The 24,357-nt window shown below is 65.7% G+C and carries 19 protein-coding genes; 3 read left to right on the top strand and 16 right to left on the bottom strand.

The genetic code is table 11. The features are described 5' to 3' along the window. Positions 1-67: 67 nt before the first annotated feature. The 13 genes from GDN70_RS06265 to GDN70_RS06205 form a co-directional block, all read right to left on the bottom strand. The gene (locus GDN70_RS06265; RefSeq protein ID WP_038950652.1) at positions 68-1,468 is read right to left on the bottom strand and encodes a selenium-binding protein SBP56-related protein; all 1,401 of its coding nucleotides are present in this window, start codon (positions 1,466-1,468) and stop codon (positions 68-70) included. Positions 1,469-1,851: 383 nt separating this feature from the next. Further along, positions 1,852-2,790, bottom strand: a complete 939-nt coding sequence (locus tag GDN70_RS06260) for a dihydrodipicolinate synthase family protein (protein WP_152102294.1) — start codon at positions 2,788-2,790, stop codon at positions 1,852-1,854. Positions 2,791-2,919: 129 nt separating this feature from the next. Continuing rightward, positions 2,920-5,001, bottom strand: a complete 2,082-nt coding sequence (locus GDN70_RS06255) for a methyl-accepting chemotaxis protein (RefSeq protein ID WP_028140781.1) — start codon at positions 4,999-5,001, stop codon at positions 2,920-2,922. 122 nt (positions 5,002-5,123) lie between these two features. Beyond that, complete coding sequence (locus GDN70_RS06250; protein WP_152102293.1) at positions 5,124-5,894, bottom strand: enoyl-CoA hydratase; 771 nt, start codon at positions 5,892-5,894, stop codon at positions 5,124-5,126. A gap of 4 nt (positions 5,895-5,898) precedes the next feature. Further along, the gene (locus GDN70_RS06245; RefSeq protein ID WP_028140783.1) at positions 5,899-6,387 is read right to left on the bottom strand and encodes a MarR family winged helix-turn-helix transcriptional regulator; all 489 of its coding nucleotides are present in this window, start codon (positions 6,385-6,387) and stop codon (positions 5,899-5,901) included. Between the two features lie 45 nt (positions 6,388-6,432). Beyond that, positions 6,433-8,094: a tannase/feruloyl esterase family alpha/beta hydrolase gene (locus GDN70_RS06240; protein ID WP_173015760.1), complete on the bottom strand. Its 1,662-nt coding sequence runs from the start codon at positions 8,092-8,094 to the stop codon at positions 6,433-6,435. Positions 8,095-8,190: 96 nt separating this feature from the next. Then, positions 8,191-9,645 (bottom strand): GntP family permease, encoded by a 1,455-nt coding sequence (locus tag GDN70_RS06235; RefSeq protein ID WP_038972228.1) that lies wholly within the window; start codon positions 9,643-9,645, stop codon positions 8,191-8,193. 3 nt (positions 9,646-9,648) lie between these two features. After that, on the bottom strand, positions 9,649-10,668 hold the full coding sequence (locus tag GDN70_RS06230; RefSeq protein ID WP_028140786.1) for a patatin-like phospholipase family protein: 1,020 nt from the start codon (positions 10,666-10,668) through the stop codon (positions 9,649-9,651). 221 nt (positions 10,669-10,889) lie between these two features. Next, a complete protein-coding gene (gene serA, locus GDN70_RS06225) occupies positions 10,890-12,134 on the bottom strand; it encodes a phosphoglycerate dehydrogenase (protein ID WP_038972229.1) in 1,245 nt (414 codons plus the stop codon). Positions 12,135-12,419: 285 nt separating this feature from the next. Further along, positions 12,420-13,652 carry a rhodanese-like domain-containing protein gene (locus GDN70_RS06220; RefSeq protein ID WP_152102291.1) on the bottom strand — a complete coding sequence of 411 codons (1,233 nt, stop codon included), beginning with the start codon at positions 13,650-13,652 and terminating at the stop codon, positions 12,420-12,422. Between the two features lie 69 nt (positions 13,653-13,721). Continuing rightward, a complete protein-coding gene (locus GDN70_RS06215) occupies positions 13,722-14,900 on the bottom strand; it encodes a PepSY domain-containing protein (protein ID WP_038972231.1) in 1,179 nt (392 codons plus the stop codon). Positions 14,901-14,902: 2 nt separating this feature from the next. Continuing rightward, positions 14,903-17,227, bottom strand: a complete 2,325-nt coding sequence (locus tag GDN70_RS06210; protein WP_152102290.1) for a TonB-dependent siderophore receptor — start codon at positions 17,225-17,227, stop codon at positions 14,903-14,905. 212 nt (positions 17,228-17,439) lie between these two features. Beyond that, positions 17,440-18,324, bottom strand: coding sequence for a dihydrodipicolinate synthase family protein (locus tag GDN70_RS06205; RefSeq protein ID WP_173015759.1), 885 nt, complete (start codon positions 18,322-18,324; stop codon positions 17,440-17,442). Positions 18,325-18,502: 178 nt separating this feature from the next. Between GDN70_RS06205 and GDN70_RS06200 the strand changes: the two genes are divergently transcribed. Together GDN70_RS06200 and GDN70_RS06195 are read left to right on the top strand one after the other, a co-directional pair. Continuing rightward, positions 18,503-19,915, top strand: coding sequence for an FAD-binding oxidoreductase (locus GDN70_RS06200; RefSeq protein WP_152102288.1), 1,413 nt, complete (start codon positions 18,503-18,505; stop codon positions 19,913-19,915). Positions 19,916-19,924: 9 nt separating this feature from the next. Further along, positions 19,925-20,605: a GntR family transcriptional regulator gene (locus GDN70_RS06195; RefSeq protein ID WP_028140793.1), complete on the top strand. Its 681-nt coding sequence runs from the start codon at positions 19,925-19,927 to the stop codon at positions 20,603-20,605. Positions 20,606-20,611: 6 nt separating this feature from the next. Here the strand turns inward: GDN70_RS06195 and GDN70_RS34865 are convergent, their stop codons facing one another. From GDN70_RS34865 to GDN70_RS06185, 3 genes are all read right to left on the bottom strand, one after another. Further along, entirely contained in the window at positions 20,612-20,776 is a 165-nt protein-coding gene (locus GDN70_RS34865) for a hypothetical protein (protein ID WP_162832268.1), read from the bottom strand. Between the two features lie 117 nt (positions 20,777-20,893). Further along, entirely contained in the window at positions 20,894-21,850 is a 957-nt protein-coding gene (locus tag GDN70_RS06190; protein ID WP_028140794.1) for a DMT family transporter, read from the bottom strand. Next, entirely contained in the window at positions 21,819-22,118 is a 300-nt protein-coding gene (locus GDN70_RS06185; protein ID WP_028140795.1) for a hypothetical protein, read from the bottom strand. The genes GDN70_RS06190 and GDN70_RS06185 overlap by 32 nt, the downstream gene beginning before the upstream one ends. A gap of 217 nt (positions 22,119-22,335) precedes the next feature. Here GDN70_RS06185 and GDN70_RS06180 point away from each other — a divergent pair, with 217 nt between their 5' ends. Beyond that, the gene (locus tag GDN70_RS06180) at positions 22,336-24,357 is read left to right on the top strand and encodes a YgiQ family radical SAM protein (RefSeq protein ID WP_028140796.1); all 2,022 of its coding nucleotides are present in this window, start codon (positions 22,336-22,338) and stop codon (positions 24,355-24,357) included.

Below are 24,357 nucleotides of genomic sequence, written 5' to 3'. Positions count from 1 at the left end.
TGATAGAGGCCGCTCGCGACAAGGGCGAGCCACAGCCAGCCAAGCGCCGGGCTCGCGTGCCCACCATCTAGACCGACGGGTAGCAAAAGGAGTCCGTCGAACAATCGCCGCCCTCCAGCCTGATCTGGTGCGCACGATAGCCGTCCGGGAAGCTCACGAAATAGTCCTTGTCGAGCTCGAGGCCGCCGTTGCGACCGACATTGGCCATCACCTCCACGCCCGGAACCCCATCGGGATAGAACTGGTCGTCCCAGGTGGAATAGAGCGAATTGGTCCAGTACACGCGCCTGCCGTCGCGGCTGATCTCGACCATTTGCGGGCCGGCCGCAAAGGACTTGCCATTCGGATGCGCTGTACGGCGTGCGATGCCGCCGATGTGGACGGAGCCCGCAAGCTTCGGCTTTCTGGGATCGGTGACGTCGTACTGGCGCATTTCACCGGTGCCCCAGCACGACACATAGAGAAACCGGTCATCCATCGACAGGTCGATGTCGGTCACGAGCGGCGGCACGGCGCCAAATCCCTGCAGCAGCGGCGGGAGATTCTCCTTTGGCGCGGGTTCGGGCGGGATCGTTGCCGTCTTCTCGGCGTGGAATTTCCCGCCTTCGCGCCACCAGGTCCAGATCGATGCTTCGAGATTGGTGGTGTCGACCACGACGCCCACGAAGCCGTATTCGCGAACCGGATCGTGCGCAGGCCGCACCTCGAGCGCCATCTGATGATTGGCGCCAAGGTCGATGGTCTGCACGTTGCGCCGGGCGCGAAGATCCCAGAAGTGGAGACGATGGCCATATTTATTCGCCAGCAGATCCTCCGGGACGATCCCGTTCTCGAACTGCGGCGGCAAGGCCCATTCGCTCGTCACCATGTAATCGCGCGGCAGATTCCACCAGAAGTCATAATGCAGCGCCTGCGGACCGCGGTCGATCTCCCATCGTCCGAGGACCTCGAACGTCTCGCAATCCATGATGAAGACGCCTGGTGGCCCGTTGGTGCCGTCCTTACCGCCACCACCCAGCGTGCTCACGTAAATGCCGTCCGGCCCGCAATGGATGGTGTGCGGCCGCGAATAGCCGGTCTTCTTGAAGATTTCCTCGGGCTCGATGATCTTGTGGATCTTGGCTTTGGTCGGATCTGGCTTGGTATCGATGATGTAGATCCGCGACGAACGGATTCCGGGGATGATGAGATAGCGCCGCTCGATGAAGGCATGTCCGGCGAGCGGCGACAGAGCGGAGGAGCAGGCATTCCAGCCGAAGTGGTGAAACTCATCACCCTTGTTGGGCATCGTCACGGTGTGGACGATCTGGCTGTAGGTCGGCGATCCCGGCTTGACGTCGATGACCGCGAGAGCATCCGGCTTCGAGAAATCCGGACTGAGCAGCAACGTGTAGGCGAAGTTCTCCGCAGGTGCTTCCATCGCAAGCCTGGGCGATGCGTGAAATGTGGGATCCGGCCTCATCGTCATGGCACTGCCTCCCTGTTCTGTCGGTTCGCGCCAACCTGGCTCGGGATAACGGCATTATGAAGAGGTGTTACACGATGTCTCGAGATGCTCCGCGGGGCCTGGTTGGCGAACGTACCCTACTTCATCGCCGGGCTGCGGGAAACGGCCGAACCGCGCTAATTCGACGCCTTCAGCCAACTGGGAAGCTGGCGAGTGAGGCTGGAGGGCGGGCCTCACACTCGATGTCGTCCCCGCGAACGCGGGGACCCATAATCCCAGGGAGTGGTTATCAAGCGAGCTGCCAACTCCGAGTCTTCGCCAAACTTCTCTCTGTGGCTATGGGTCCCGGATCTACGCGCGCTTGAGGCGCGCTTGTCCGGGACGACACTGAGCGTTTGGTACCGTTACTTCCCCCACCGCAGCGCCAGCGCGTCGCGCTCCTTGGCGAGTTCCAGCAGGCCCGCGCGCGTGGCCGGATGCAGCGGCTGCAAGGGATGGCGCACCGCGTCCGACTTGATCACGCCGCCGGCCTGCATCATCGCCTTGCAGGCGATCAGGCCGCATTGGCGGTTCTCGTAATTGATCAGCGGCAGCCAGCGCTCGTAGGCGGCCTTCGCTTCCTCGCGCTTCCCGGCGAAATAGGGATCGACGATCTGGCGGATGCCGTCGGGATAGCCGCCGCCGGTCATCGCGCCGGTGGCGCCGGCGTCGAGATCGGCGAGCAGCGTGATCGCCTCCTCGCCGTCCCAGGGGCCCTCGATGTCCTTGCCGCCCGCCTCGATCAGGCTGCGGAGCTTTGAGGCCGCGCCCGGCACCTCGATCTTGAAATAGCGGATGTTGGCGAAGTCGCGCGCCAGCCGCGCCAGCAGCTCGACCGACAGCGGCGTGCCCGCGACCGGCGCATCCTGGATCATGATCGGAATGGTGATGGCCCCGGAGAGCACCTTGAAGAATTCGACGATGCCCTTCTCAGGGACGCGGAAGGTCGCGCCATGATAGGGCGGCATCACCATCACCATCGCGGCGCCGGCGGCTTCGGCCTGCTGGCTGCGCGCGGCGCAGACGGCCGAGCTGAAATGCGTGGTGGTGACGATCACGGGAACCCGGCCTGCGACATGCTCCAGCACCGCATGCATCACGGTTTCGCGCTCGGCATCGATGAGCACGAACTGCTCGGAGAAATTGGCGAGGATGCAGAGACCGTTCGAGCCGGCGTCGATCATGAAATCGATGCAGCGGCGCTGGCCCTCGAGGTCGAGCTCGCCGCGCTCATCGAAGATGGTGGGCGCGACCGGGAACACGCCGCGATAGGGGCGCTGGGCCTTGTGTGGGGTGACCGGCATCGAACTCTCCATCCCTGATCTGTCTTACGTCTGGCGCCGCATAGGTGACGCGGCGGCACAGATGTAGCCGCCGGAGGGACCTGCGGCAATGCCGAACGCGCGACGTCAGATGGAGAAACTGAAGCGAAACTACGCGGTCTTGACCGCGCCCAAAAAGCCCTCGACCGCGACGCGGAGGCGGTCGGCGTCGGCCGACATCTTCTTGACGGATTCCGACAAGACCGTGCCGGCGTTGCCGGTCTCCTGATTGAGCCTGGCGACGCTGCCGATGGTGTCGGTGACTTCCCGCGTGCCCTGCGCGGCCTGCTGGAAGTTGCGCGAGATCTCGGTGGTGGCCGCGCGCTGCTGCTCGACGGCGGCGGCGATCGCCGTCATCTTCTCGTCGATGCCGCTGATGGCGCCGCCGATGGCACGGATCGCGGTCACGGCCTGGCCGGTGGCGCCCTGGATCTCCTCGACCTGACGCGAGATCTCTTCCGTCGCCGTCGCCGTCTGTGCGGCGAGGTTCTTGACCTCGCCCGCGACCACGGCGAAGCCCCGGCCCGCTTCACCGGCGCGCGCGGCTTCGATGGTGGCGTTCAAGGCCAGAAGGTTGGTCTGGCCGGCGATGGCGTTGATCATCTTCACGACCTCGCCGATGCGGCTCGCGGTCTGGTCGAGGATCTCGACCGTCGCATTGGTCTGCTCGGCCTGCGACACGGCTTCGCGAGCCTCTCGCGCACTCGACTGCACCTGCGCGGAGATCTCGCCGACCGATGCGGAGAGCTCCTCGGTCGCCGCCGCGATGGTCTCCAGATTATTGGTGGCCTGCTCGGCGGCGGAGGAGACCGCGGCGGTCTGGCTGCTCGATTCCGACACCAGCGAGCGCACGCCGGTTGCGGTGGCATCGAGCTCCCGCGTCGAGGCCACAACGCTATGAATCACCGCCTGCACGGTGTCGTCGAAACTGCGGCAGGCCTTGTCGACGGTGCCGGAGCGGGCCAGTTGCAAGGCCTGCTGCGATTCGCGCTCCCGGCCCAGGCGCTCTGCGGTCGCCGCGCTCTCGCGCAGGCTTTCGAGCGCCGCGGCCATGGTGCCGAATTCGTCGGGATGCCGGGATTGCGGCACCGGCGTCGCGTAGTCGCGCGCGCTGATGCGGGCGATGGCGTCGAGAATGGCGCGCACCGGGCGCATCAGGCGATTGCGCACCACGAACACACCGGTCAGCGTCACGGCAAGCGCGAGCAGAAACGCGAGCGATTGGACGATGAGGTTGGTGAGGGCTTTCGCCTGAACCATCTCGGCACGAGCGATCGACTGGTCGAGGGCCTTGTTGGCGACTGCGACGATGGGCGCGAAGGGCGACTGGCACAGCGCGTTCCATTCCGCGGCGGGCATCGCCGGCTTGCCGCTGCCGTCGAAATTCCGGGTGAGATCGCCGATCTGCTTGAGCACGCCGTCGGTCTTGGCCCGCGCCTCCTTCGCCGCATTGACGAGGTCGGCCGTCACGTCGGGCGCAGCCAGCAGCTCCTCCATCCCGGTCCAGCCGGCGGTAACGATGCCGTTCCAGCTCGCCACGGTCTGCTTCTGGGTCTCGTCGAGCGGCTTGCTGGCATTGACGTTCGGGCGCAGCGTCGAGCACTGGATGCCGTAACGGTCGCGCACCTGCCAGGCAAGGCGGCGGGCCTGGATCATGCGTGCGATGAAGGGGTCGTTCATCCAGGCGCGGTTCGACACCGCGGTGGACGCCAGGTTGGCGGTATCGATCACCTTGGTGACGGCATCGTACCAGGGTGCGGTGCGTTCCATCTTGCGTTCGGCACGCGGCAGCTTGGCCTCGTCGTAGAACAGCTGGAATTTCGGGGCGGCCTCGCTCCAGCGCTGCTTCAGCGTGCTTGCGAGTTCGTCGCGGCGGGCAAAGTCGACGGTCGAGAGCGCCGCGACGATGGAATCATGGCCGGCCTGCTCGGCCTTCTCGGCAGCACCGAGCTTGGCGCGCGGATCGTCCTCGCCAAGCAGCGCGCTCTGAGCATCGCCGCGATTGTTACGCAGCGCGAGCACGCCGTGGAAGATCGCCTTGTCGGCATTCGCGAGACGTTCCGTCTCGAGACTCTCGCTGTAGCGGCCGAAGGCGCCGGCCATCTGGAATGCCGTCGAGGCCAGCGCGCCGACGGCCAGCAGCGCCATCAGCGTCAGGAGAAGGGAGCTTACCGATTTCTTAAACATTGCCATGGGTCGGGGGCCTACTCTTACGAGCGGCCACCTTGCATCGCGACATGCCAAGGTTTGGTTAAGACTTTAATCAAATACCTGCGGTTGTGCGCGGCCGCGCCTCCTGGGCTGGCCGCATCCCCTCACGCGACCTTGGTGAAATCCGGCGGACGGCGCTCGGCAAAGGCCGTAAACGCCTCGCGCGCCTCGGCGGTGCGCAGGCGCTGCGCGAACTGCTCGCCTTCGGCCTGCATCTGCGCGACCAGCGCTTCACCGTTGCGCATCAGCTTCTTTGTGGCGGTGAGCGCGCCGGCCGGCTGGCGGGCAAGACGCTGCGCCAGCGCAAGCGCCTCGGCATCGAGCTTGTCGAGCGGCACCACGCGGTTGGCGAGGCCCCATTCCAGCGCGGCCTTCGCCGGCACGGTCTCGCCCAGCGCGAACATCTCGTAGGCACGGGCATGGCCGATACGCGCCGGCATCAGCAGGCTCGATGCGGCCTCCGGCACCAATGCGAGGCTGACGAAGGGCGTCGACAATTGCGCGTTGTCGGCGAGCACGACGAGATCGCAATGCAGCAGCATCGTGGTGCCGACGCCGACGGCGCGGCCCTGCACGGCGGCGACCAGCGGCCGGGTGCAGCGGGCCAGCGACTGGATGAAGCGCACGACGTTACGGCTGCCTTCGGACTTGCCGGCTGCGACCGCGGCGAATTCGCCGACGTCGTTGCCGGCGGTGAACATGTCGCCCTCGCCGCGGATCAGGATCACGCGGGCCGACGGATCGAACTCGGCGGATTCGATGGCATCGGCGAGCATGCCGTACATCGCATCGGTCAGCGCGTTCTTCTTGTCGGGGCGCGCCAGCGTGAGGGTGAGAATTCCGCCATTGTTCTCGATCCGGACGTGCTCGGTCATTGCTCTACTCCCTGGATTCGTCTGAAGGTCTTGTTTCTGAAGGTCTTGTTTCTGAAGGTCTTGGAAACTTGTCCTGAATGCTGGTCAGCCAGCGCGCGACGATGTCGATCTCCGCAGCCGTGAATCCGTCCGTCAGCGCGGCGTTGACCTCTGCCGCGCCGTCTTTCGCCTGCGCCAACGCGGTCCGCCCCTTCGGCGTCAGCCAGATGCGCCAGGCGCGGCCGTCCTCGCGATCGGCCCGCCGCTCGATCAATCTCGCCGCCTCCGTGCGGTCGACGAGGCCGGAAATGCCGGCCGGCCCCATGTCGAGCGCTGCGCCCGCCTCGCCCATCAGGACGCCGTCCTGCTTGCCGAGGATGAACAGCAGCCCGGCCTGCGCCGGCGTCACCTCGTTCTCCGGCCGCGCCGCCATCCAGCGCTGCAAGCGGCGCTGCGCGACGCTCAGCAGGTAGATCAACCGATGATGCCGCGCGTCGACCGCTTTATTTCGCATGCGAAATAGATAGCCGGACGCAAGCTTGTTGTCAAACGCGCCCCGTTACGGCGCGCAGGTGAAGCTCGCCGCCTCCGTCACCGCACCCGTCTTGTAGTGCGGCCAGGCCGGCCAGCGGCACAGCGGCAGCGCGCGCAGCGTTGCGAATGAGGGCGCCTCGACCTTCTGCTCGGCAACTTCGAGGTCGCCGGGTGCCTTGCCCTTCTCGACCCAGTCGACCAGCACGCTCAACATATCGACATTGGCCGGTGCGCCGGAGCCGACATGATCGACGCCGGGTGCGGTGTAGAGCCGCGCGAACTCCGCGGTCTCGGTCTTGCCGAGCTTGCGCTCGACGCTCTCGAAATAGCGGATGCCGGCATAGGGGCTCTGCGCGTAGTCGGCCATGTGCTCGAGCATGATCAGACGGCCGCCGCGGGCGCGGAAGCGGCCGAGATCGGGATCGGTCGAATCCATCAGCTTTGAAACCTCGAGCAGCCGCGCCTTGTGCTCCTCAACCTTGTAGCTGGTGACATCGAGCTTGGGGTCGCGCGCAAAGACATATTGAATGCCGCCGGCGCCGTAGATCCAGGCGATGCCGTTGTTGGGCGCAGGCGGTTGCGCCGGCGGCGCGGTGCCGAGCCACCACGAAACCCAACCGCCGGTCGGACCTATCGCCGGCGTGTCCTCGCCCGACACGCCCCAGCCGGGATAGTCGTCGAGACCGTTGGCGAGCGCGAACGGGAATTTGTAGGTCCCGTGCAAGGTATCGATCGCCTTGATCTGCGCATCGGTCAGGCACTGATCGCCGCGATTTCCGGCCTCACAGCGCAGCGTCTCGACCTTGAATGCCGCCTTGCAGGCGACGGGGTCCTGCACCAGCGCATCGTCGGAGCCATCGGCCTTGTCGCAAGCCGTCCGCACGGCTTCGCCGACGAGCTTCACCTGCGCCGGATTGATCCAACCCGCCCCCATCGTGACGAGACCCGAACGCGTGCCGGCATGCTGCAGGCCGACCCAGTTGATCACGGGCACGCGTGCGAAGATGCCGTCGAAATCGTCGGGGTAACGCTGCGCCATGGTCAGGCCTTCACGGCCGCCCTCGGACGAACCCATGAAGTACATCTTCTCAGGTCTCTTGCCGTAGGCGCGCTCCATCAGCCCAACGGCCACATCGCGCACCTTCTTGTAGGCGCGGTGGGCAAAATTCTCGAAGGCTTCGTCGTTGAGCGCGAAGACCTGTGGCGGCTCGCCTTGCTTGGTCTCGTGACCCGAATCGGTGCCATAGGTGACGAAGCCGCGCGCCAGCGGCGACGGCTTGTCGAAGGGATAGGCCGGCGGCAGCGCAAGGCCGGTGATCAGCACACCGTTGAAACCACCGCCGCCATATTGCAGCGAGCGGCCGTTCCATTCGACGGGAAGGTTGACCTGGAATCTGATCGGCGGCGCCTTGGGATCGGCAGGGTCGATATGGCCGAGCACCTTGCAGAAGCCGGGGTTGGCCGGCGTGATGCGCCCGGACGGCGTCGGCCCGCGTTCGGCGACGGCGATCGGCGAGGGCGCCTGCAAGGTCGCGGAGTCGATCTTCACGGCATCGGCAGCGCCGACGAGACCCTTGCAGACCGCATCGGCGTCCTCTGCCAGCGTTGCCGCCGACGCCGCGCCCGTCCCCAGTGTCGCCATCGAGCTTACAAGCAACGCACACAGCTTCGCTTTCTTTCGCGTCATCGTTTCCACCCGGCTTTCTCGATTTGTTGCGTCGACGGCTGGCCGCATTCAATGCAACCTTCGTCCTCCCGTCAATCGCTCACGCCGAGCCGCTCATCAGAATGATCCGAGCGCGCTCCCCAAGGCGATCACGGCCACCAGCGCCAATAGCGACGTCACGATGCCCACCATCACAATGTCGAGATAGCTGTCGCGATGGGTCAGGCCGCAGATCGCGAGCAGGCTGACCACCGCACCGTTGTGCGGCAGGATGTCCAGCGTCCCCGAACCGATCACCGCGACGCGATGCATCAGCGCAAGGTCGATGCCGCTGCGCGCGGCGATCTCGACATAGGTCTGGCCGAGCGCGTCGAGCGCGATCGTCAAGCCGCCGGATGCCGAGCCGGTCAGCGCGGCCAGAATATTGGTCGCAACCGCGAGCGAAACCAACGGGCCACCTTCGATCGCAAGCACCCAGTCTCGCACCGTTTCGAAAGCCGGCAGCGCCGCGATGACCGCGCCGAATCCGACGAGGCTGGCGACGCTGAGCGCCGGCAGAACCGATGCATTGGCACCGGCGTCCATGGTCTGCCGCAGTGACGGAAGCCGGGCCCAATTGAGAAGGATGGTCGTGACGATGGCAGCGCCCAGGGCGGTGCTGACCGACCACACACCAGCGACCGCCGCCAACGATGTCCCGCCGAAGCGCTGCTCGCTCAGATACGAGACATCGAGCCGCGGCAACACCAGCAGCGACATCAGGAGATTGACGGCCACGACGACGGCCAGCGGCAGGATGGCACTCACCACCGGAGCCGAAGGTTCACCGCGCCGTCCATGCCGGATCTCGGCCGGATCGAACTCTCGCGCGGTGGTGGCGTATTCGCGGACCAGTTCGTCGTCGACGGCACGTTCGGCCGCACCCTCCATGTCCTCGCCATAGCCTTCCCCCGCACGGCGGGCCGCGGCTTCAGCGCGGCGCAGCCACCACAATCCCGCGCCAGCCATGATCAGGGAGGCGATGATGCCGAGTCCGGGTGCGGCAAACGGCGTCGTTCCGAAGAACGGCATCGGGATCGCGTTCTGGATCGATGGCGTGCCCGGCAAGGCCGACATCGTGAAGGTCGATGTGCCCAGCACGATCGCGGCCGGAATCAATCGCCGCGGAATCGCGGCGGCACGAAACAGCGAGCGGGCCATGGGGACGATCACGAAGAACGCGACGAACAGGCTGACGCCGCCATAGGTGACCATCGCACCGGCGAGCACGACCGCCAGGATCACGCGGCGCTCGCCAAGACGTCTCGCCATGAAGGTGGCAACCGACGCGACCGCCCCGCTGTCGTCCATCAGTTTCCCGAATACGGCGCCAAGCAGGAAGATCGGGAAGAACTGCGCCAGGAATGCAGCAGCATTCACCATGAAGATCTGCGTCAGGTTCGCAAGCAGCGGCTCGCCGCCGAACAGCGCCGCGACGAGCGCGGCGAACGGCGCCAGCAGAAGAACGCTCCAGCCGCGAAAGGCGAATAGGACGAGAAGGCCAAGCCCGACGAGAATGCCGAGAAGCCCCACCTCTCAGCACTCCGACAGCAGGATGTCGAGATCGGCGGTCGAGCGCCGACCGATATCCGGGCCGTGCTCGTCGAGGAACGTTTCGGCCGCCTGACGTCCTTCGCCGTGCAGCATCGAGACGAACTCCCATTCGGCGTTGAGCTTGGACGAGGCGCCGAACTTCGCCAGCATGTCGCTCTTGACGCGGTGGGTCCGCATCTTCGCCCAGCGCGCGCCCTCGCCGCTTCCCGGGTCGGCCGCCTGACGCAGCAACGCGATCATACGCAACTCCTTCATCAGCGGCGAGTTGAACGAAATCTCGTTCAGCCGATTGAGTATCTCCGCAGCCGTCCGCGGCTCTTCCGGCTTTTCAGTCGGATTGATCTGCACCAGGATGGTGTCGTGCGCGTCGCTTTCGCGAATGAGCGGTGTGATGGTCGGGTTGCCGGCATAGCCGCCATCCCAATACGGTTCGCCGTCGATCTCGATCGCGCGGAACATGGTTGGCAGGCAGGCCGACGCGAGCAACACGTCAACCGTGATCTCCGCGTTGCGGAAGATGCGTCCTCGCCCAGTGCGCACCCGCGTCGCAGTGATGAACAGCTTGATCGGCGAGCGCGCGAGGCGCTCGAAATCGATGCTCTCAGCCAGCACCGCATGCAGCGGATTGTAGCCGGTCGGATTGAGGTCGTAGGGGGAGAGCACCCGCGACATCAGGTCGGTCAGGATGTAGGCCGGCGACGTATCGAGCGTCCAGCGCCCCATCAGCCGGTCGAGCGGCGAGCGCTGGAGCGGGCTGAAGGCCGCCGCCTTCGAAACGCGGCGCCAGTATCGTTCGAGCGCGTCACGCGCACCCTCGGCCCCACCGGCCGTCCACCCATCCGCCAGCACCGCTGCGTTCATCGCGCCCGCAGACGTCCCGGAGATCGCGGCGATCGTAAGCCGCTTCTCTTCCAGCAGGCGATCGAGCACGCCCCAGGTGAAGGCGCCATGCGAACCGCCGCCTTGAAGCGCGAGATCAATCAGTACGCTGTCCGGTTCCATCGCGGCACTCACGCAACTGAAGCTCAATTCGACGCGACTTGTACGTGGGCGTCGAAGTCGATGGCGTAGTTTAGAGAGCCTTGGCGGAGAAATGCAACCGGAACGTGGGCCCCGCGCCGTCTAAAGCGCGATGCGATGAGGATGAATCGTCATCGCGCTTTAGGTCGTTGTTTAAGCATGATCTTTTCGGAAAACCGCTGCGCACTTTTCCGGATCATGCTTTAGTGCTCGAACACCAGCCGCGCGCCGACCGTGCCGTCGAGGGCGCGGATCTGCTGGAGCAGCGCCGCGGAATCCTGCCCCGCCAGATCGGCATCGAGCACGACGTAACCGAGATCGCCGGCGGTCTCCAGATATTGCGCGGCGATGTTGATGTCGCGCTGGAGGAAGACCTCGTTGAGCCGGCGCAGCATGCCGGGCACGTTGCGATGGACATGACTGAAGCGCGCGCCGGAGGGACGCAGATGCAGCTGCACTTCCGGAAAGTTCACCGCGCCCATGGTCGAGCCCGTGATGAAATAGTCGACCAGCTTGCGCGCGACTTCGCCGCCGATGCGCTCCTGCGCCTCTTCGGTCGAACCGCCGATATGCGGGGTGAGGATGACGTTCTCGAGGCCCTGTATGGGGCTTTTGAAGCGATCAGAATTCGACGACGGCTCGACCGGAAACACGTCGACGGCCGCGCCGGCGAGATGACCATCGCGCAAAGAGCGAGCGAGCGCGTCGAGATCGACCACGGTGCCGCGGCTGTTGTTGATGAGGAACGAGCCGGATTTCATCGCCCGTAGCTCCTTCTCGCCGATCATGCCCGCGGTCTCCGGCGTCTCCGGCACGTGCAGGCTGACGACGTCGCTCTGCGCCAGCAGCTCCTCCAGCCTCTCGACCGGCTCGGTGTTGCCGTGGCGGAGCTTGTCGGTGCGGTCGAAATAGATCACGCGCATGCCGATGGCTTCGGCCAGCGTCGAGAGCTGCGAGCCGATATTGCCGTAGCCCACGATGCCGAGCGTGCGGCCGCGCACCTCGCGGCTGCCGGTCGCCGATTTATCCCAGCCGCCTTCATGCGCCGACACCGAGCGCGGAAAGATCCGCCGCAGCAGCATCACGATCTCGCCGATCACGAGCTCGGCGACGCTGCGCGTGTTGGAGAACGGCGCGTTGAAGACGGGAATGCCGCGCTTGCGCGCCGCCGCAAGATCGACCTGGTTGGTGCCGACGCTGAAGCAGCCGACAGCGAGAAGCTGGTCGGCGGCCGCGAGCACGTCATCGGTGATCTGGGTGCGCGAGCGGATGCCGAGCAGCGACACGCCCTTGAGCGCACGCCGCAGATCGTCACCGTCCAGCGCCTTGGTCAGCCGCTCGACATTGGTGAAGCCCGCGCCCTTGAAAAGGTCGACAGCGCTGTCGTTGACGCCTTCGAGCAGCAGGGCCTTGGCACTCCGCTCAGGGCTTTGGCCTGGGGCTGGCATGGTGTCTCCATAGATGATGAGCTTTGTCGCAGCTCATAGACCGCGGACGGTGCGCGGCACAATAGGGGTCGGATACGGGGAGAAAATGGCGGGGAGGTAGACGTTTACAGCGCCGGGCCGCGGCGGCCGTCCTGTCATCCTGAGGTGCGAGACGTGCGGTGCCAAGCACCGCACGGGGAGCTTCGAAGGATGGACGGCCCCGATACAGCCGCGCGGAGGGAGCCGGGCCGTCGCCCTTCGAGGCTCGCCGAAGAGGCGAGCGCCTCAGGGTGACGGATAACACCGTCAAATCACATAAAATCCGTGCGTGCCGTCACGGCGGAGTTGCTCGACCAGCCCATATTCCCAATCGAGATAGGCCTGCATCGCGGCTTGCGCGACGTCGGTGCCTTCATAGGGCCGGCGGTAACGGTGGGCCGGATCGGGCTTGGGCAGCACGCGCGGCGGGCCGATCTCGAGCGCGCCATCATAGCCTCCTTCCAGCACATAAACCTCCCAACCCATCTGGGCGAGCCATGATGCGGTCATATCGGCGCGGACACCCTTGTCGTCGGTCAGGAGAATGCGCGCGCCACGCACGGGCGCGGCCATGTCGGTCTCCTGGACCAGCTGGCCGCCGGGATAATGGCGGAAGCCCGCGAGGTGACCCGCCGCATATTCCTCGGCATCGCGCACGTCGAAACGATAGAGGGTGCGGTCCGTTTGCGCGACGAGTGCAGCCATCTCGCTTGCGCCGATATGGCGAACACCGGCGCGATAGGCGACGTCGCGCGCATTGGCCGGGCCGCTCTCGAACGAGCCGAGCGCGCCGCGCCTGTCGGCGCCGTGATCGAGCGTGTGCCGCGCCAGCGTCCAGCCGATGGTGCCGTTGCGCAGCGCCCGCACCTTATTGGGCACGCCGGCATTGATCAGCGACTGGGTGCCGATGATCGAGCGGGTACGGCCGGCGCAATTGACGATGATGGTGGTTTCAGGATCGGGCGCGGCCTGCCCCGCCCGCAGCACCAGCTCCGCGCCGGGCACGCTGACCGAGCCCGGAATGTTCATGGTCGCATATTCGTCGAAGCGGCGGACGTCGAGGATGGCGATGTTGGCCTTGTCCGCGATGAGTTTTGCCACCTCGTCGGCGCTGAACGACGGCGTGTGCCGTCGCGCCTCGACCAGTTCGCCGAACGCTTTCGAATAGGAATTGACGTCCTCGAAAACCTCATAGCCCGCTGCACGCCAGGCCTTCAGCCCGCAGTCGAGCGCGCTGATATGGGTATATCCGAGCGCGAGGAGGCGTTCGGCGCCGGCCGCGACCAGCCCCTCGCCGTCATCGTAAAGCACGATCGCCACGTCCTTGCGCGGCAGCCTCACCTGGGCTTCGACCTCGATCCGATCCACGGCCATGTTGGCCGCGAACAGGGGATGCCCCGTCGCAAAGCCTGCCTCGTATCTGAGATCGAGCAGCGCGATTTCTTCGCGCAGCAGCAGTGCGCGGCGGATATCGGCGGGGGTGACGGTCGGAAGCTTCATGGCGCGGACCTTGAGAAGAGGGCCATGAGCTTTTGACCGATTAGAAGCGCGTTGGCTAGCCTCGTCGGCTCACTCGCCGGGAACGAGTCGCCCGAGCGGCTGCTGTGCCGGACGGCGCAGCTTGCGGCGCGACAGATAGAGCAGGATGCCGGTGACCGCGAATAACGGCATCGACATCGCGGCAATCATGAATGCGAGCTTGCCCGGCCAGCCCAGGATCTCGCCGCGATGGATGTCGTAGATGGCCGCGATGCTCTTTTCGCCGAACGTCTTGTCAGCAAAGCGCTCCGCTGAGACCAACTGCCCGGTGACGGCGTCGATGCGGAATTCGTCGCGCGTGGTTTCCAGCAACGAGGCTTTCCCCCACGACCGGATGCGCAACGTCGTACCCTGCGCAGGCAGCGTCAGCAAGGCCCTGGAGAATCGGTCGCTCTCCTCACGCTGGAACGTCATCCAGGCCTGATCGAATCCGATTGGCGGCGCCGGTTCGGAGTTGGCCGCACGCGGCAGCTTTGCGGGCATTTTCGCTGCCGTGACGTGCGGACGTGCGAGCAGCCAGGTCACGCCGTCCTTGTACCATTCGAATGAGAAATACAGGCCGGTGAGCGTCATCGTCAGATAGACCGGAAGGACCCAGGTGCCGATCACGGTATGCAACGACCGGTGCAGAGCGCGGCCACCGAGCCCAAGATTCGGTTTCAGCCACATTTTCGGACTGCCTGCACGACGCGGCCAGCGCAGCACGAGGCCCGACACCAGCATGAGGATCAGGCCGAGCGCGACCGTGCCGGTGATCGGACGTCCCCAGCCCTTGCCGTCGCCGGGAATGAGCAGCCAGCGATGCAGCCGGCGCACGGTCGCGAAAAATGCTTCGCCGCGCGGCGAGCCCAGCACGCGGGCGTCATAGGGATCGACATAGAGCGAGGTCGGCCGGTCGCCCCGATCGTCACGGGCAAAGCGGACATGAACCGCCGCAGATGGATCGCTCGACAGTGTGACGGCGGCGACCTTGCCGAGGTCCTGCGAGGCCTTCAGCCGGGCAACCAGCGCATCAGGCATCAGCGCCGGCGCCTGACGCGGCGCGACCTGCATGATGCCGGCATTGAGATGATCGACGATCTCGTCCTCGAAACTCATGGTCGCGCCGGTCAGCGCGATCAGGGACACCAGCAGCGCAAGGACCAGGCCCGCGATGGAATGGACCTGAAACAGGACCGCCTTGATGGTGTGTCCGAGCCGCGCGGCCATGGCTAGAACTTCACCGTGGCCGACAGCGATACGCGCCGCGCATCGCCGATGGCGACGTTCAGGGCGTTACCGGTGGTGGATGTGTAGTAGACCTTGTCGAACAGGTTCTTGACGTTGAACTGATAGGTCACCGGCAGATTATCGACCTTCGTGTCGTAAGTCGCAAAGATGTCTGCGACGGTATAGGCCGGCATGAAGAACGTGTTGGCGGCGTCGCCCGGCCGGTCACCGACATAGCGCGCGCCGCCGCCCAGCCGCAGACGTCCGGCGAGCGCGTCCCCGAAATCATAGACGAGATAGAGTGAGGCCGTGTTCATCGCGACATTCAGCAACTTTGCGTTGCCGACGACGGGATCATTGATCAGGCGCGCATCGGTATAGCCGTAACTTCCAATCATGCTCCAGTGGTCGGTCAGCTTGCCGGTCACGTCCAATTCGACGCCGCGCGACCGGGCCGCTCCGGAGGTGCGCGCCGCCGACTTGCCGTTGCCGATGTCATCGAGCACCAGCACGTTCTTCTTTTCGATGTCGTAGACCGCCAGGGTGCCCGACAGCCGCTTGTTGACATCGAACTTCAGCCCGGTCTCCCACTGCGTTCCCTCTTCGGGCGCAATGGTGGAGTCGACGACGAAGCCGGTGGTGAAAGCCGCGATGGTCGAGGTCGGCTTCAGCGACTGCGTATAGCTCACGTAATAGGAGAGCTGGTCGTTCAGCTTGACGATGACGCCGCCGAGCGGCAACACCTTGTCGCCTGCGAGATTGGTGTTCGTGACGAAGACTGGCCGGCCCTTTCCTGCGAGCTGCTCGTATTCCATCCAGCGCACGCCCCCAACCACGGACAGCCAGTTGGTCAGATGGAAGGTGTCCTGAGCAAAGAAGCCGCGGGTGCCGAGCTTGTCGGTCTGCTCGCTGTCGGTTGCCGAAACGGTCGTGCCCGGCACGACCAGTCCGTAGACCGGGTTGTAGAAATTGAAGCTTGGCGTCGCCTGGCGGATCAGATCGTGGCGATCGATCGTGCGATAGAGCGCTTCGCCTCCGAACAGGATCTCGTTTCGGAAGCCGCCGACCCAGACGTCGCCCTGCAGATACGAGGTGCCGTAACTGGCATTGCTCAGCGAGTTACGGGTGCCATCGTTGCTGCGGGTCTCGACGCCGGTCGCGGCGTTGACGCCTGTGATGCGGAGCTGATTGGCGCTGAAGGTCTCGGTGTTGTAGCTGTAAGCCGCGGTGACCTTCCAATTGTCGTCGAGCTTCTGCTCCACCGACGCCTGCACCAGGTCGGAGGTGCCCCACATATTGTTGAAGGGCTCGTCGAGCCGGCGCGTCGCCGGGATCGCCAGCGGCGCCCCCTTGACGAAGGACGTGCCGCGGTCGAACGGCGTGATGAACTCGCGGTGCTCATAGGTGAGCTGAACCGTCGTGGTGTCGCCGTACCAGGCCAGCGACGGGTTCACCAGCATTTCCCTGTGGCGGCCGAAATTACGCCAATAGTCCTCGCTGACGCCGTAACCGACGAAGCGATAGGCGAGACCGCCGTCGCCGATCGGGCCGGTGATGTCGAGCGTGCCGTCGGCGCCGCTGCGGTTGTTCGCGTAGGTCGACCCGAGCAGCGTGACCGAGCCGTGCTGGTACAGCTCCGGACGCTTGCTGATGGTGTTGACGATGCCGCCGGGGTCCATGATGCCGTAGAGCAGCGAGGCCGGTCCCTTCAGCACCTCGACGCTTTCGACGGCGGCATTGAGGCTGCGGCCCTGCACCAGCGGCATGCCGTTGCGCATGATCGAGCCGTCGCGATTGTCGCCGAAGCCACGGCGGATCACGGCATCCTGGGTTCCGGCAAGCGTGTTGGTCTGGGTGATGCCGCTGATATTGATCAGCGCGTCGTCGATGTTGCGCGGCAGTTGGTCCTTCAACACCTGCTCGGGCACGACGTTGACGGACTGAGAGGTGTCGAGTGGCGAGGCGCCGCTGCGCAGCGTCGTCGCGCTCGGCATCGCGCGGTAGCCGAGCTTTGCGGCCTGCTGCGCGGCGGCTTCCGCAGCCGCGCGCTCCGAGAGCGTCGGTGCGGCGGCCGCAGGGTTACGATTGCGCTGGCGCGCGGCGGTCTGCGCGCGGCGCGACGGCTGGTCCGATGCGCGCACCAGCTTCGGCCGCTGCGCCGGCGCCTCCACCGTCACCGGCGGCAGGGCCGATTGCGCCTGCGCGGTCGTCGTGTTGGAGGGGCATTCGGCGAGCAGCATGGCCGCTCCGATGAGAAGACCCGCACGGCTCTTGCCGGCATGAGTTCGATGGCTGCAGATGCGCTGGCCATCCAGATAAGCACGCACGTTCGATTCACTTCCCGGTCAGACGCAGCCTTGAAGCTGGCGCGTCTAACAGCCGCAGCGATTGAAGAGAACCGCAGGCAGAGTTGAATCGCTCTAGTGTTGAATCGTTCTAAGGACGGAGCGGCATCGAACGGCAATCTTCGATTGCCGCCGTGCCGGCCGCGACACGCAGCGCGCGAACTGGCGGCGGCGTATCACGATTTTGTGCGGTCTCAGGCGATAGCAGGAGCCGTCAACTCGTCGAGCTTCCGCTTGAATGCGGAGCCGTCGGACGAGGCGCGGAGCGGCGGGCGCACGCGCTGCCAGGCCGCATCGCCGGTCTGTGCCGCCAGGATCGCTTTCAGCGTCGCGGTGAACGAGGGCGTCTTCAGCACGATTTTGATCGCAGCCTGCATGCGCGCTTCGACATCCTTGCCCTCGACCATGCCCTTGACCAGCTCGGGCACGACGTTGGCCATGCCGCAGATGGTGCCGGCGCCGCCAGCGGCGATCGCGCGGGTGATATCGGCTTCATTGCCGACGGTGATGGCGAGCTCGGGAGCCGCCGCACGGAATGCCTGGAACTGCTTGAAGTCACCGCTGGAGTCCTTCAGGCCGGCAATCACCTTGCCGTAACGCTTGCGCAGGCTCGCGGCGACGGCGGTGGGGATAGCAACGCCCGACATCTGCGGGATGTGATAGAGATAAGCACGCAGCCGATCGTCGGCGACGCCGTCGATGATCGCGGCAAAGGCATCCTCGATGCCTTCAGGCGCGACGCTGCGGTCGAAGTAAGGCGGCAGCACCAGCACGTGGCGCAGGCCGAGGCCGAGCGCCGCGCGCGAGAGTGCGATACTGTCGGTGATGGCGGGAAAGCCACCACCGATGCCGATGCGTTCCGGCGCAACACCGGCCTTGAGCACGGCTTCGATGGTCGCAACGCGCTCGGTGACATTGAACGAGGTGCCCTCGCCAGTGGTGCCGAACAGCACGACGCCGTCGACACCATTGCCGAACAGCTGCTTGGCGTGAGCCGCAAGCTTGGCGGCGTCCACGCTGCCGTCGGCCGCCAGCGGCGTCGCCGATGCCACCCAGAACCCGCGAATTGCCTCTGTCATCACACCGCCCTCTAAGCTGCGATCTCGGATCAAGCCTCTGATCTCCCAATGGTCTCCAAGGGGCTTCCGAGCTTGTTTTTGCTTTACTTTCTGTCTTGTACCTTACATACAAGAAAGACGCAAATATTTTCCCCCGTCACGGCGCGCATGGGCGCAGCCAGATTTAGGGAGGTCTCGCATGAACATGGTGACCCCGGTGAAGCGGCCCGACCAATTGCTCGGCGCACTTCGCGACAAGCTTGGCGCAGCCGGCGTCCTGATCGGCACCGACGTGCCGGCGCGCAACTGCAACGACTGGAGCGCGAGTCTGCCGCAGACGCCGCTTGCGGTGATCCGTCCCGTCGATGCGCAAGGCGTGGCCGATGCGATTGCGACCTGCCGGCAGGCGCAGCTGCCGTTCGTGCCGCAGGGCGGACTGACCGGGCTGTGCCGCGGCGCCTCGCCCGAAGCCGGCTGGGTCGCGATCTCGCTCGAGCGCATGAGCGGCATCGAGGAGATCGACCGCGCTTCCGCCACGATGACGGTGAAGGCGGGCACGCCGCTGGAGACGATCCAGAAGGCGGCGGACGAAGCCGGCTTCTTCTTTCCGCTCGACCTCGGCTCGCGCGGCTCCTGCGCCATCGGCGGCAATCTCTCGACCAATGCCGGCGGCAACCGCGTGATCCGCTACGGCATGACGCGCGAGCTTGTGCTCGGTCTCGAAGTCGTGCTGCCCGACGGCACCATCATCACTGGCCTCAACAAGCTGATGAAGAACAATGCCGGCTACGATCTGAAGCATCTGTTCATCGGCTCGGAAGGCACGCTCGGCATCATCACCCGCGTTGTGCTGCGGCTGTTCCCGAAGCCGCGCTCGACCATGGCCGCGCTCTGCGCGCTGACGGACTATGCGGCGGTGATCGCGCTGCTCGATGCGGCGCGCAGCGGGCTCGGGCCGCTGCTGTCGGCGTTCGAGGTGATGTGGCCGGACTATTGGGACGTGATCACGACTCGCGCCGGCGTGAAGCCGCCGATCGCCGCAGGTCACGGCCTCTACGTGCTGGTCGAGGCGCAAGGCACCAACGAGAGCCTGGACGCGCCGCGCTTCCAGGCCTGGCTCGAAGAGCTGATGGAGCGCGGGCTGCTGGCCGATGCCGCGGTGGCGCAATCGCTGGCGCAGACGCAGAGCTTCTGGCGCGCGCGCGACATCTGCGCCGAATTCGGCCAGGTGCTGGGCCCGCACATCTCCTACGACATCGGCCTTGCGGTGGCGCGAATGGACGAGTTCGTCACGCGCTGCAAGGCGGCGCTCGCTTCCGGCATCGAGGGATGTGAGAGCGTCTATTACGGCCATATCGGCGACGGCAATCTGCACCTGGTCTCCTGGGTCACCGGCCTCTCCGTCGAGCAGCAGCCGAAGGAAGAGATGGACACGATCATCTACGGTCTCGTTCGCGAGATGGGCGGCAGCATCTCGGCCGAGCACGGCATCGGCACGCTGAAGAAGAAATGGCTGGGCCATGCCAGGAGCGAGGCCGAGATCGCGCTGATGCGGACGCTGAAAGCGGCGCTCGATCCCGATCATCTGCTCAATCCCGGCAAGGTGGTCTGAGAAACGCAAATGCGCTCGCTCAAGCTCGATACGCCGAAATCGCTGTCGCAGCGGGTGATGCAGCGGCTGCGGCAGGCAATTATCGACGGCGAGTTCGCGCTCGGCGCTGCCATCTCCGAGGAGATGGTGGCCAATTCCTTCGGCGTCAGCCGCACGCCGGTGCGCGAGGCGATGGGCCAGCTGCAGGCGCAGGGCCTCGTGGTGATCCGCCCGCAGGTCGGCAGCTTTGTCTTCACGCCGAGCGCGGACGACATCAACGCGCTCTGCACCTTCCGGATCGCACTCGAACCCAAGGCCGCCGAGCTCGCCTATCGTTGCGATCGCGACGGTGCAATCGCCGCAATGAGCGAGGCGATCGCGGCGATGGAGCCGGCGGTCGCGGCAAAGGACAACATCGCCTATGGCCGCGCCGATGCAGCATTTCACGAGGCGCTGTTCACTCATTGCGGCAATCGCTACCTCGCCGAATCCTATCAGCTGGTCTCCGGCCGCGTCGCGGCGCTCCGCACCAATCTGACCTCACCGATCGACGTGCGGACCCGCACGTCGTTCGACGAGCATCGCAGGCTGCTCGATTTGTTCGCGCGCAGCGAGTTCGCCGCCTTCGAAGAATTGATGACCACGCATATCACCAATTCGGGCGTGGTCTACGCCAGGGCGTTGAAGGTGGACTCGCTGAAGGTGGAATGAGCGCTTCTAGCGCCCTTCCCTCGGTCCCGGCCTGTCCAGAAAATCCAGCGCGGTATTGATCTGCTCGAGCTGGTGCTCGATCCTGTCGCGGTCCTCGACCGATGGCACCTTTTCGAGCTGCTCCACGAGCTTCTGCTTTCGCAACAGCAGGTTCTCTATGACTGTACTCACAGCTCCCCCCATCGCCAGAGGCGAGCGCGCGCGAGGCGGGCTCGCGGCAACCCTCCATCAGAATGTTCGCGAAGGCGGATGGTTCCTGCGGGTGAACCCGGACGCATGCGGATGGAACTAGCGGCGCAAACTGGCCCAGACGCCACCCAAAATCAGCAAACCGCCGAGAAGATGGATCAGCTGCGGCGGTTCGCCGAGGATGGCGAAAGACAGCAGCGCGCTGGCGATCGGCCCGAGATAGAGCACGAGCGAGGTCCGCACCGAGCCGAACTTGCCGCCGAGCCAGGCAAAGCCGGCATAGGCGAGCAGGCCGGGAACGATCCCGGCGAAGACATAGGCCGACAGCGCCTTGGTGCTGAAGACCACCCCCGGCGTCGCCCACATCTCCATGGCCGCGAGCGGCAGCGAGAACAGGGCGCCGGCGCCCGAGAACAGGCTGATGCGTGCCAGCAGCGACGCCTTTGGCGCGGCGCGCGATTGCAGCAGCGTGTAGCCGGACCAACCGAGCATCGCGATCACGACGAGGCCGTCGCCCGCTGCAGTCTGAAGTTCGATCAGTGTCTGGGGATGGCCGCCGGAGATGATGAGCAGCGCGCCGGCGAGCGCCAGCGCCGTGCCGAGCCATTGCAAGGGGCCGACATGCTCCATGCCGCGCAGGGCCGAGATCAGCAGCACCGTGATCGGCGACAGCGCCATGATCAGCGCGATGTGGATCGCCGTCGTCGAGACGCCCGCGGCGTAGACCGGACCGCCGCACAGGAACATGCCCATGAAGCCGGCGGCGAGGATCGACCAGATGTTCCCGGCCAGCGGCACGCGGCCATCGAGAATCTCCTTGAGCGCGATCGGCGCGAGCCCGATTGCGACGATGCTCCAGCGGAAGAAGGCGAGCGCGAAGGGCGGGACGGAGCCGGCCAGTCCGCGCGCCAGAATCTGATTGGAGGCCTGCGCGGTCGCCACCAGGATGAAGCCGACCAGCGCAATCACGCCGAGCCAGACATTCGTGGACGGCGATACGCCGGTCACCGCATCATGACCGCCGTCAGAGGTTTCCTTGCCCGTTTCCTTGCCCATGGATCAATCGGATATCCGATGACGGCCGCGGTGAGAACCCCGACGACGGCTCACTGGCATGCATATGCGGCACGCGCAGCATTCCGGGAGGCGCGGCGATGCTCGCGAGCAGCACCGGCACGACAGGGGTGCGGCTGAGCGAGACCGAGAACACCGCCAGCAGCGCGCACAGCATGCAGAGCCTCATCCGCACCGTCCGGCGATCGGTGATCGGCAGAAAGAGGAAGAACAACATCGCCAGGATCAGCAGCGCATCGACCAGAAACATGGGGCTCTCCTTCAAGACTGGAGAGAGCATGACGCGACGGCACCGGTCGGTATGTGGAGGGCGTCACACCCCCATGGCTGACGCGGGTCACGCTGGGAGAGGACGAAGCGGCGCGCGCTCGTGACCCGTTAACGCGCCGGACTGCGGCCCGGGAACCTCGATCTTTCACGCGTCCGTCGGTTGTATTCAGGAGCGTGGAGTCCTATGCGTAGGCGCCATGGACACCCAGATGATCACCGCCGTAAAGCCGCTGATGGCCCGGGCGCAGCCGCGCAAGCCTGCACCGTTCCTCCCGATGAGCCGCGCCGAGATGGATGCGCTCGGCTGGGACGCCTGCGACATCGTGCTGGTGACCGGGGACGCCTATGTCGACCATCCGAGCTTCGGCATGGCCATCATCGGCCGGCTGCTGGAGGCGCAAGGCTTCCGGGTCGGCATCATCTCGCAGCCCGACTGGCATTCGGCCGAGCCGTTCAGGGCATTAGGCAAGCCAAAAGTGTTCTTCGGCGTCACCGGCGGCAACATGGATTCCATGGTGAACCGCTACACCGCGGACCGCCGCCTGCGCAGCGACGACGCCTATACGGCGGGCGGCGAAGGCGGCAAGCGGCCGGACCGCTGCACGGTCGTCTATGCGCAACGCTGCCGCGAGGCGTTCAAGGACGTGCCGATCGTGCTCGGCGGCATCGAGGCCTCGCTGCGCCGGATCGCGCATTACGATTACTGGTCGGACAAGGTGCGTCGCTCGGTGCTGGCCGACGCCAAGGCGGACCTGCTCCTCTACGGCAATGCCGAGCGTGCGGTGGTCGAGGTGGCGCAGCGGCTCGCCGCGGGCGAAGCGCCGCGCGCGCTCGACGACATCAGGGGCGTCGCGCTGTTCCGCAAGGTGCCCGAGGACTACACCGAGCTGCACGCCGACGATCTCGATTCCGCCGACGAGGGCGCGACGCGCCAGAAGGGTGCGACCGTGATCCGGCTGCCGGCGCTCGAGCAGGTCGAACAGGACAAGGAAGCCTATGCCCGCGCATCGCGCGTGCTGCACCGGGAGAGCAATCCCGGCAATGCGCGGCCGCTGGTGCAGCGTCACGGCGATCGCGACCTCTGGCTCAACCCGCCGCCGATCCCGCTGACCAGCGAAGAGATGGACGCGGTCTACGACCTCCCCTACGCGCGCGCGCCGCATCCGTCCTACGGCGAAGCAAAAATCCCCGCCTGGGACATGATCAAGTTCTCGGTGACGATCATGCGCGGCTGCTTTGGCGGCTGCACCTTCTGCTCCATCACCGAGCACGAAGGCCGCATCATCCAGAACCGCTCGGAAGGCTCGATCCTGCGCGAGATCGAAAAGATCCGCGACAAGACGCCGGGCTTCACCGGCGTGATCTCCGACATCGGCGGCCCCACCGCCAACATGTACCGGATGGCCTGCAAGGACCCGAAGGTCGAAGCGGCATGCCGGCGGCCGTCCTGCGTCTTCCCCGAGATCTGCCCGAACCTCAACACCTCGCATGACGATTTGATCCGGCTCTATCGCAAGGTGCGCGAGACCAAGGGCATCAAGAAAGTCATGGTCGCCTCCGGCGTGCGCTACGACCTCGCGGTCGAGAGCCCCGAATACATCAAGGAGCTCGTTACCCATCACGTCGGCGGATACTTGAAGATCGCCCCTGAGCATACCGAGCGCGGTCCGCTCGACAAGATGATGAAGCCGGGGATCGGCGCCTACAACAAGTTCAAGCGCATGTTCGACGCCGCGGCCGAGCAGGCCGGCAAGAAATATTACCTGATCCCCTATTTCATCGCGGCGCATCCGGGCACGACCGACGAGGACATGATGAACCTCGCGCTGTGGCTCAAGAAGAACCGCTATCGCGCCGATCAGGTGCAGACCTTCCTGCCCTCGCCGATGGCGACCGCGACCGCGATGTACCACACCGGCGTCAACCCGCTGCGCGGCGTCCGCCACGGCGGCAGCGACAAGGTCGAGGCGATCAAGGGCCTGCGCCAGCGCCGCCTGCACAAGGCCTTCCTGCGCTACCACGATCCCGACAATTGGCCGGTGCTGCGCGAGGCCTTGATCGAGATGGGCCGCCGCGATCTGATCGGCTCGCAGCCGCACCAGCTCGTCCCCGCGCACCAGCCGCCCGGCACCGGCAAGGCCGCCGGCACGCGGCGCCCGGTCCGGCCGGGCGAGAAGACGCAGCGCTTCACGACCAAGGGTCTGCGGGTGATGAAGTAG

The sequence above is a fragment of the Bradyrhizobium sp. TM102 genome, from assembly GCF_009176685.1.
Lineage (GTDB): Bacteria > Pseudomonadota > Alphaproteobacteria > Rhizobiales > Xanthobacteraceae > Bradyrhizobium > Bradyrhizobium ottawaense.
The sequence above is the reverse complement of the archived record's forward strand: the minus strand, read 5'-3'. Positions and strand labels throughout refer to the sequence as shown.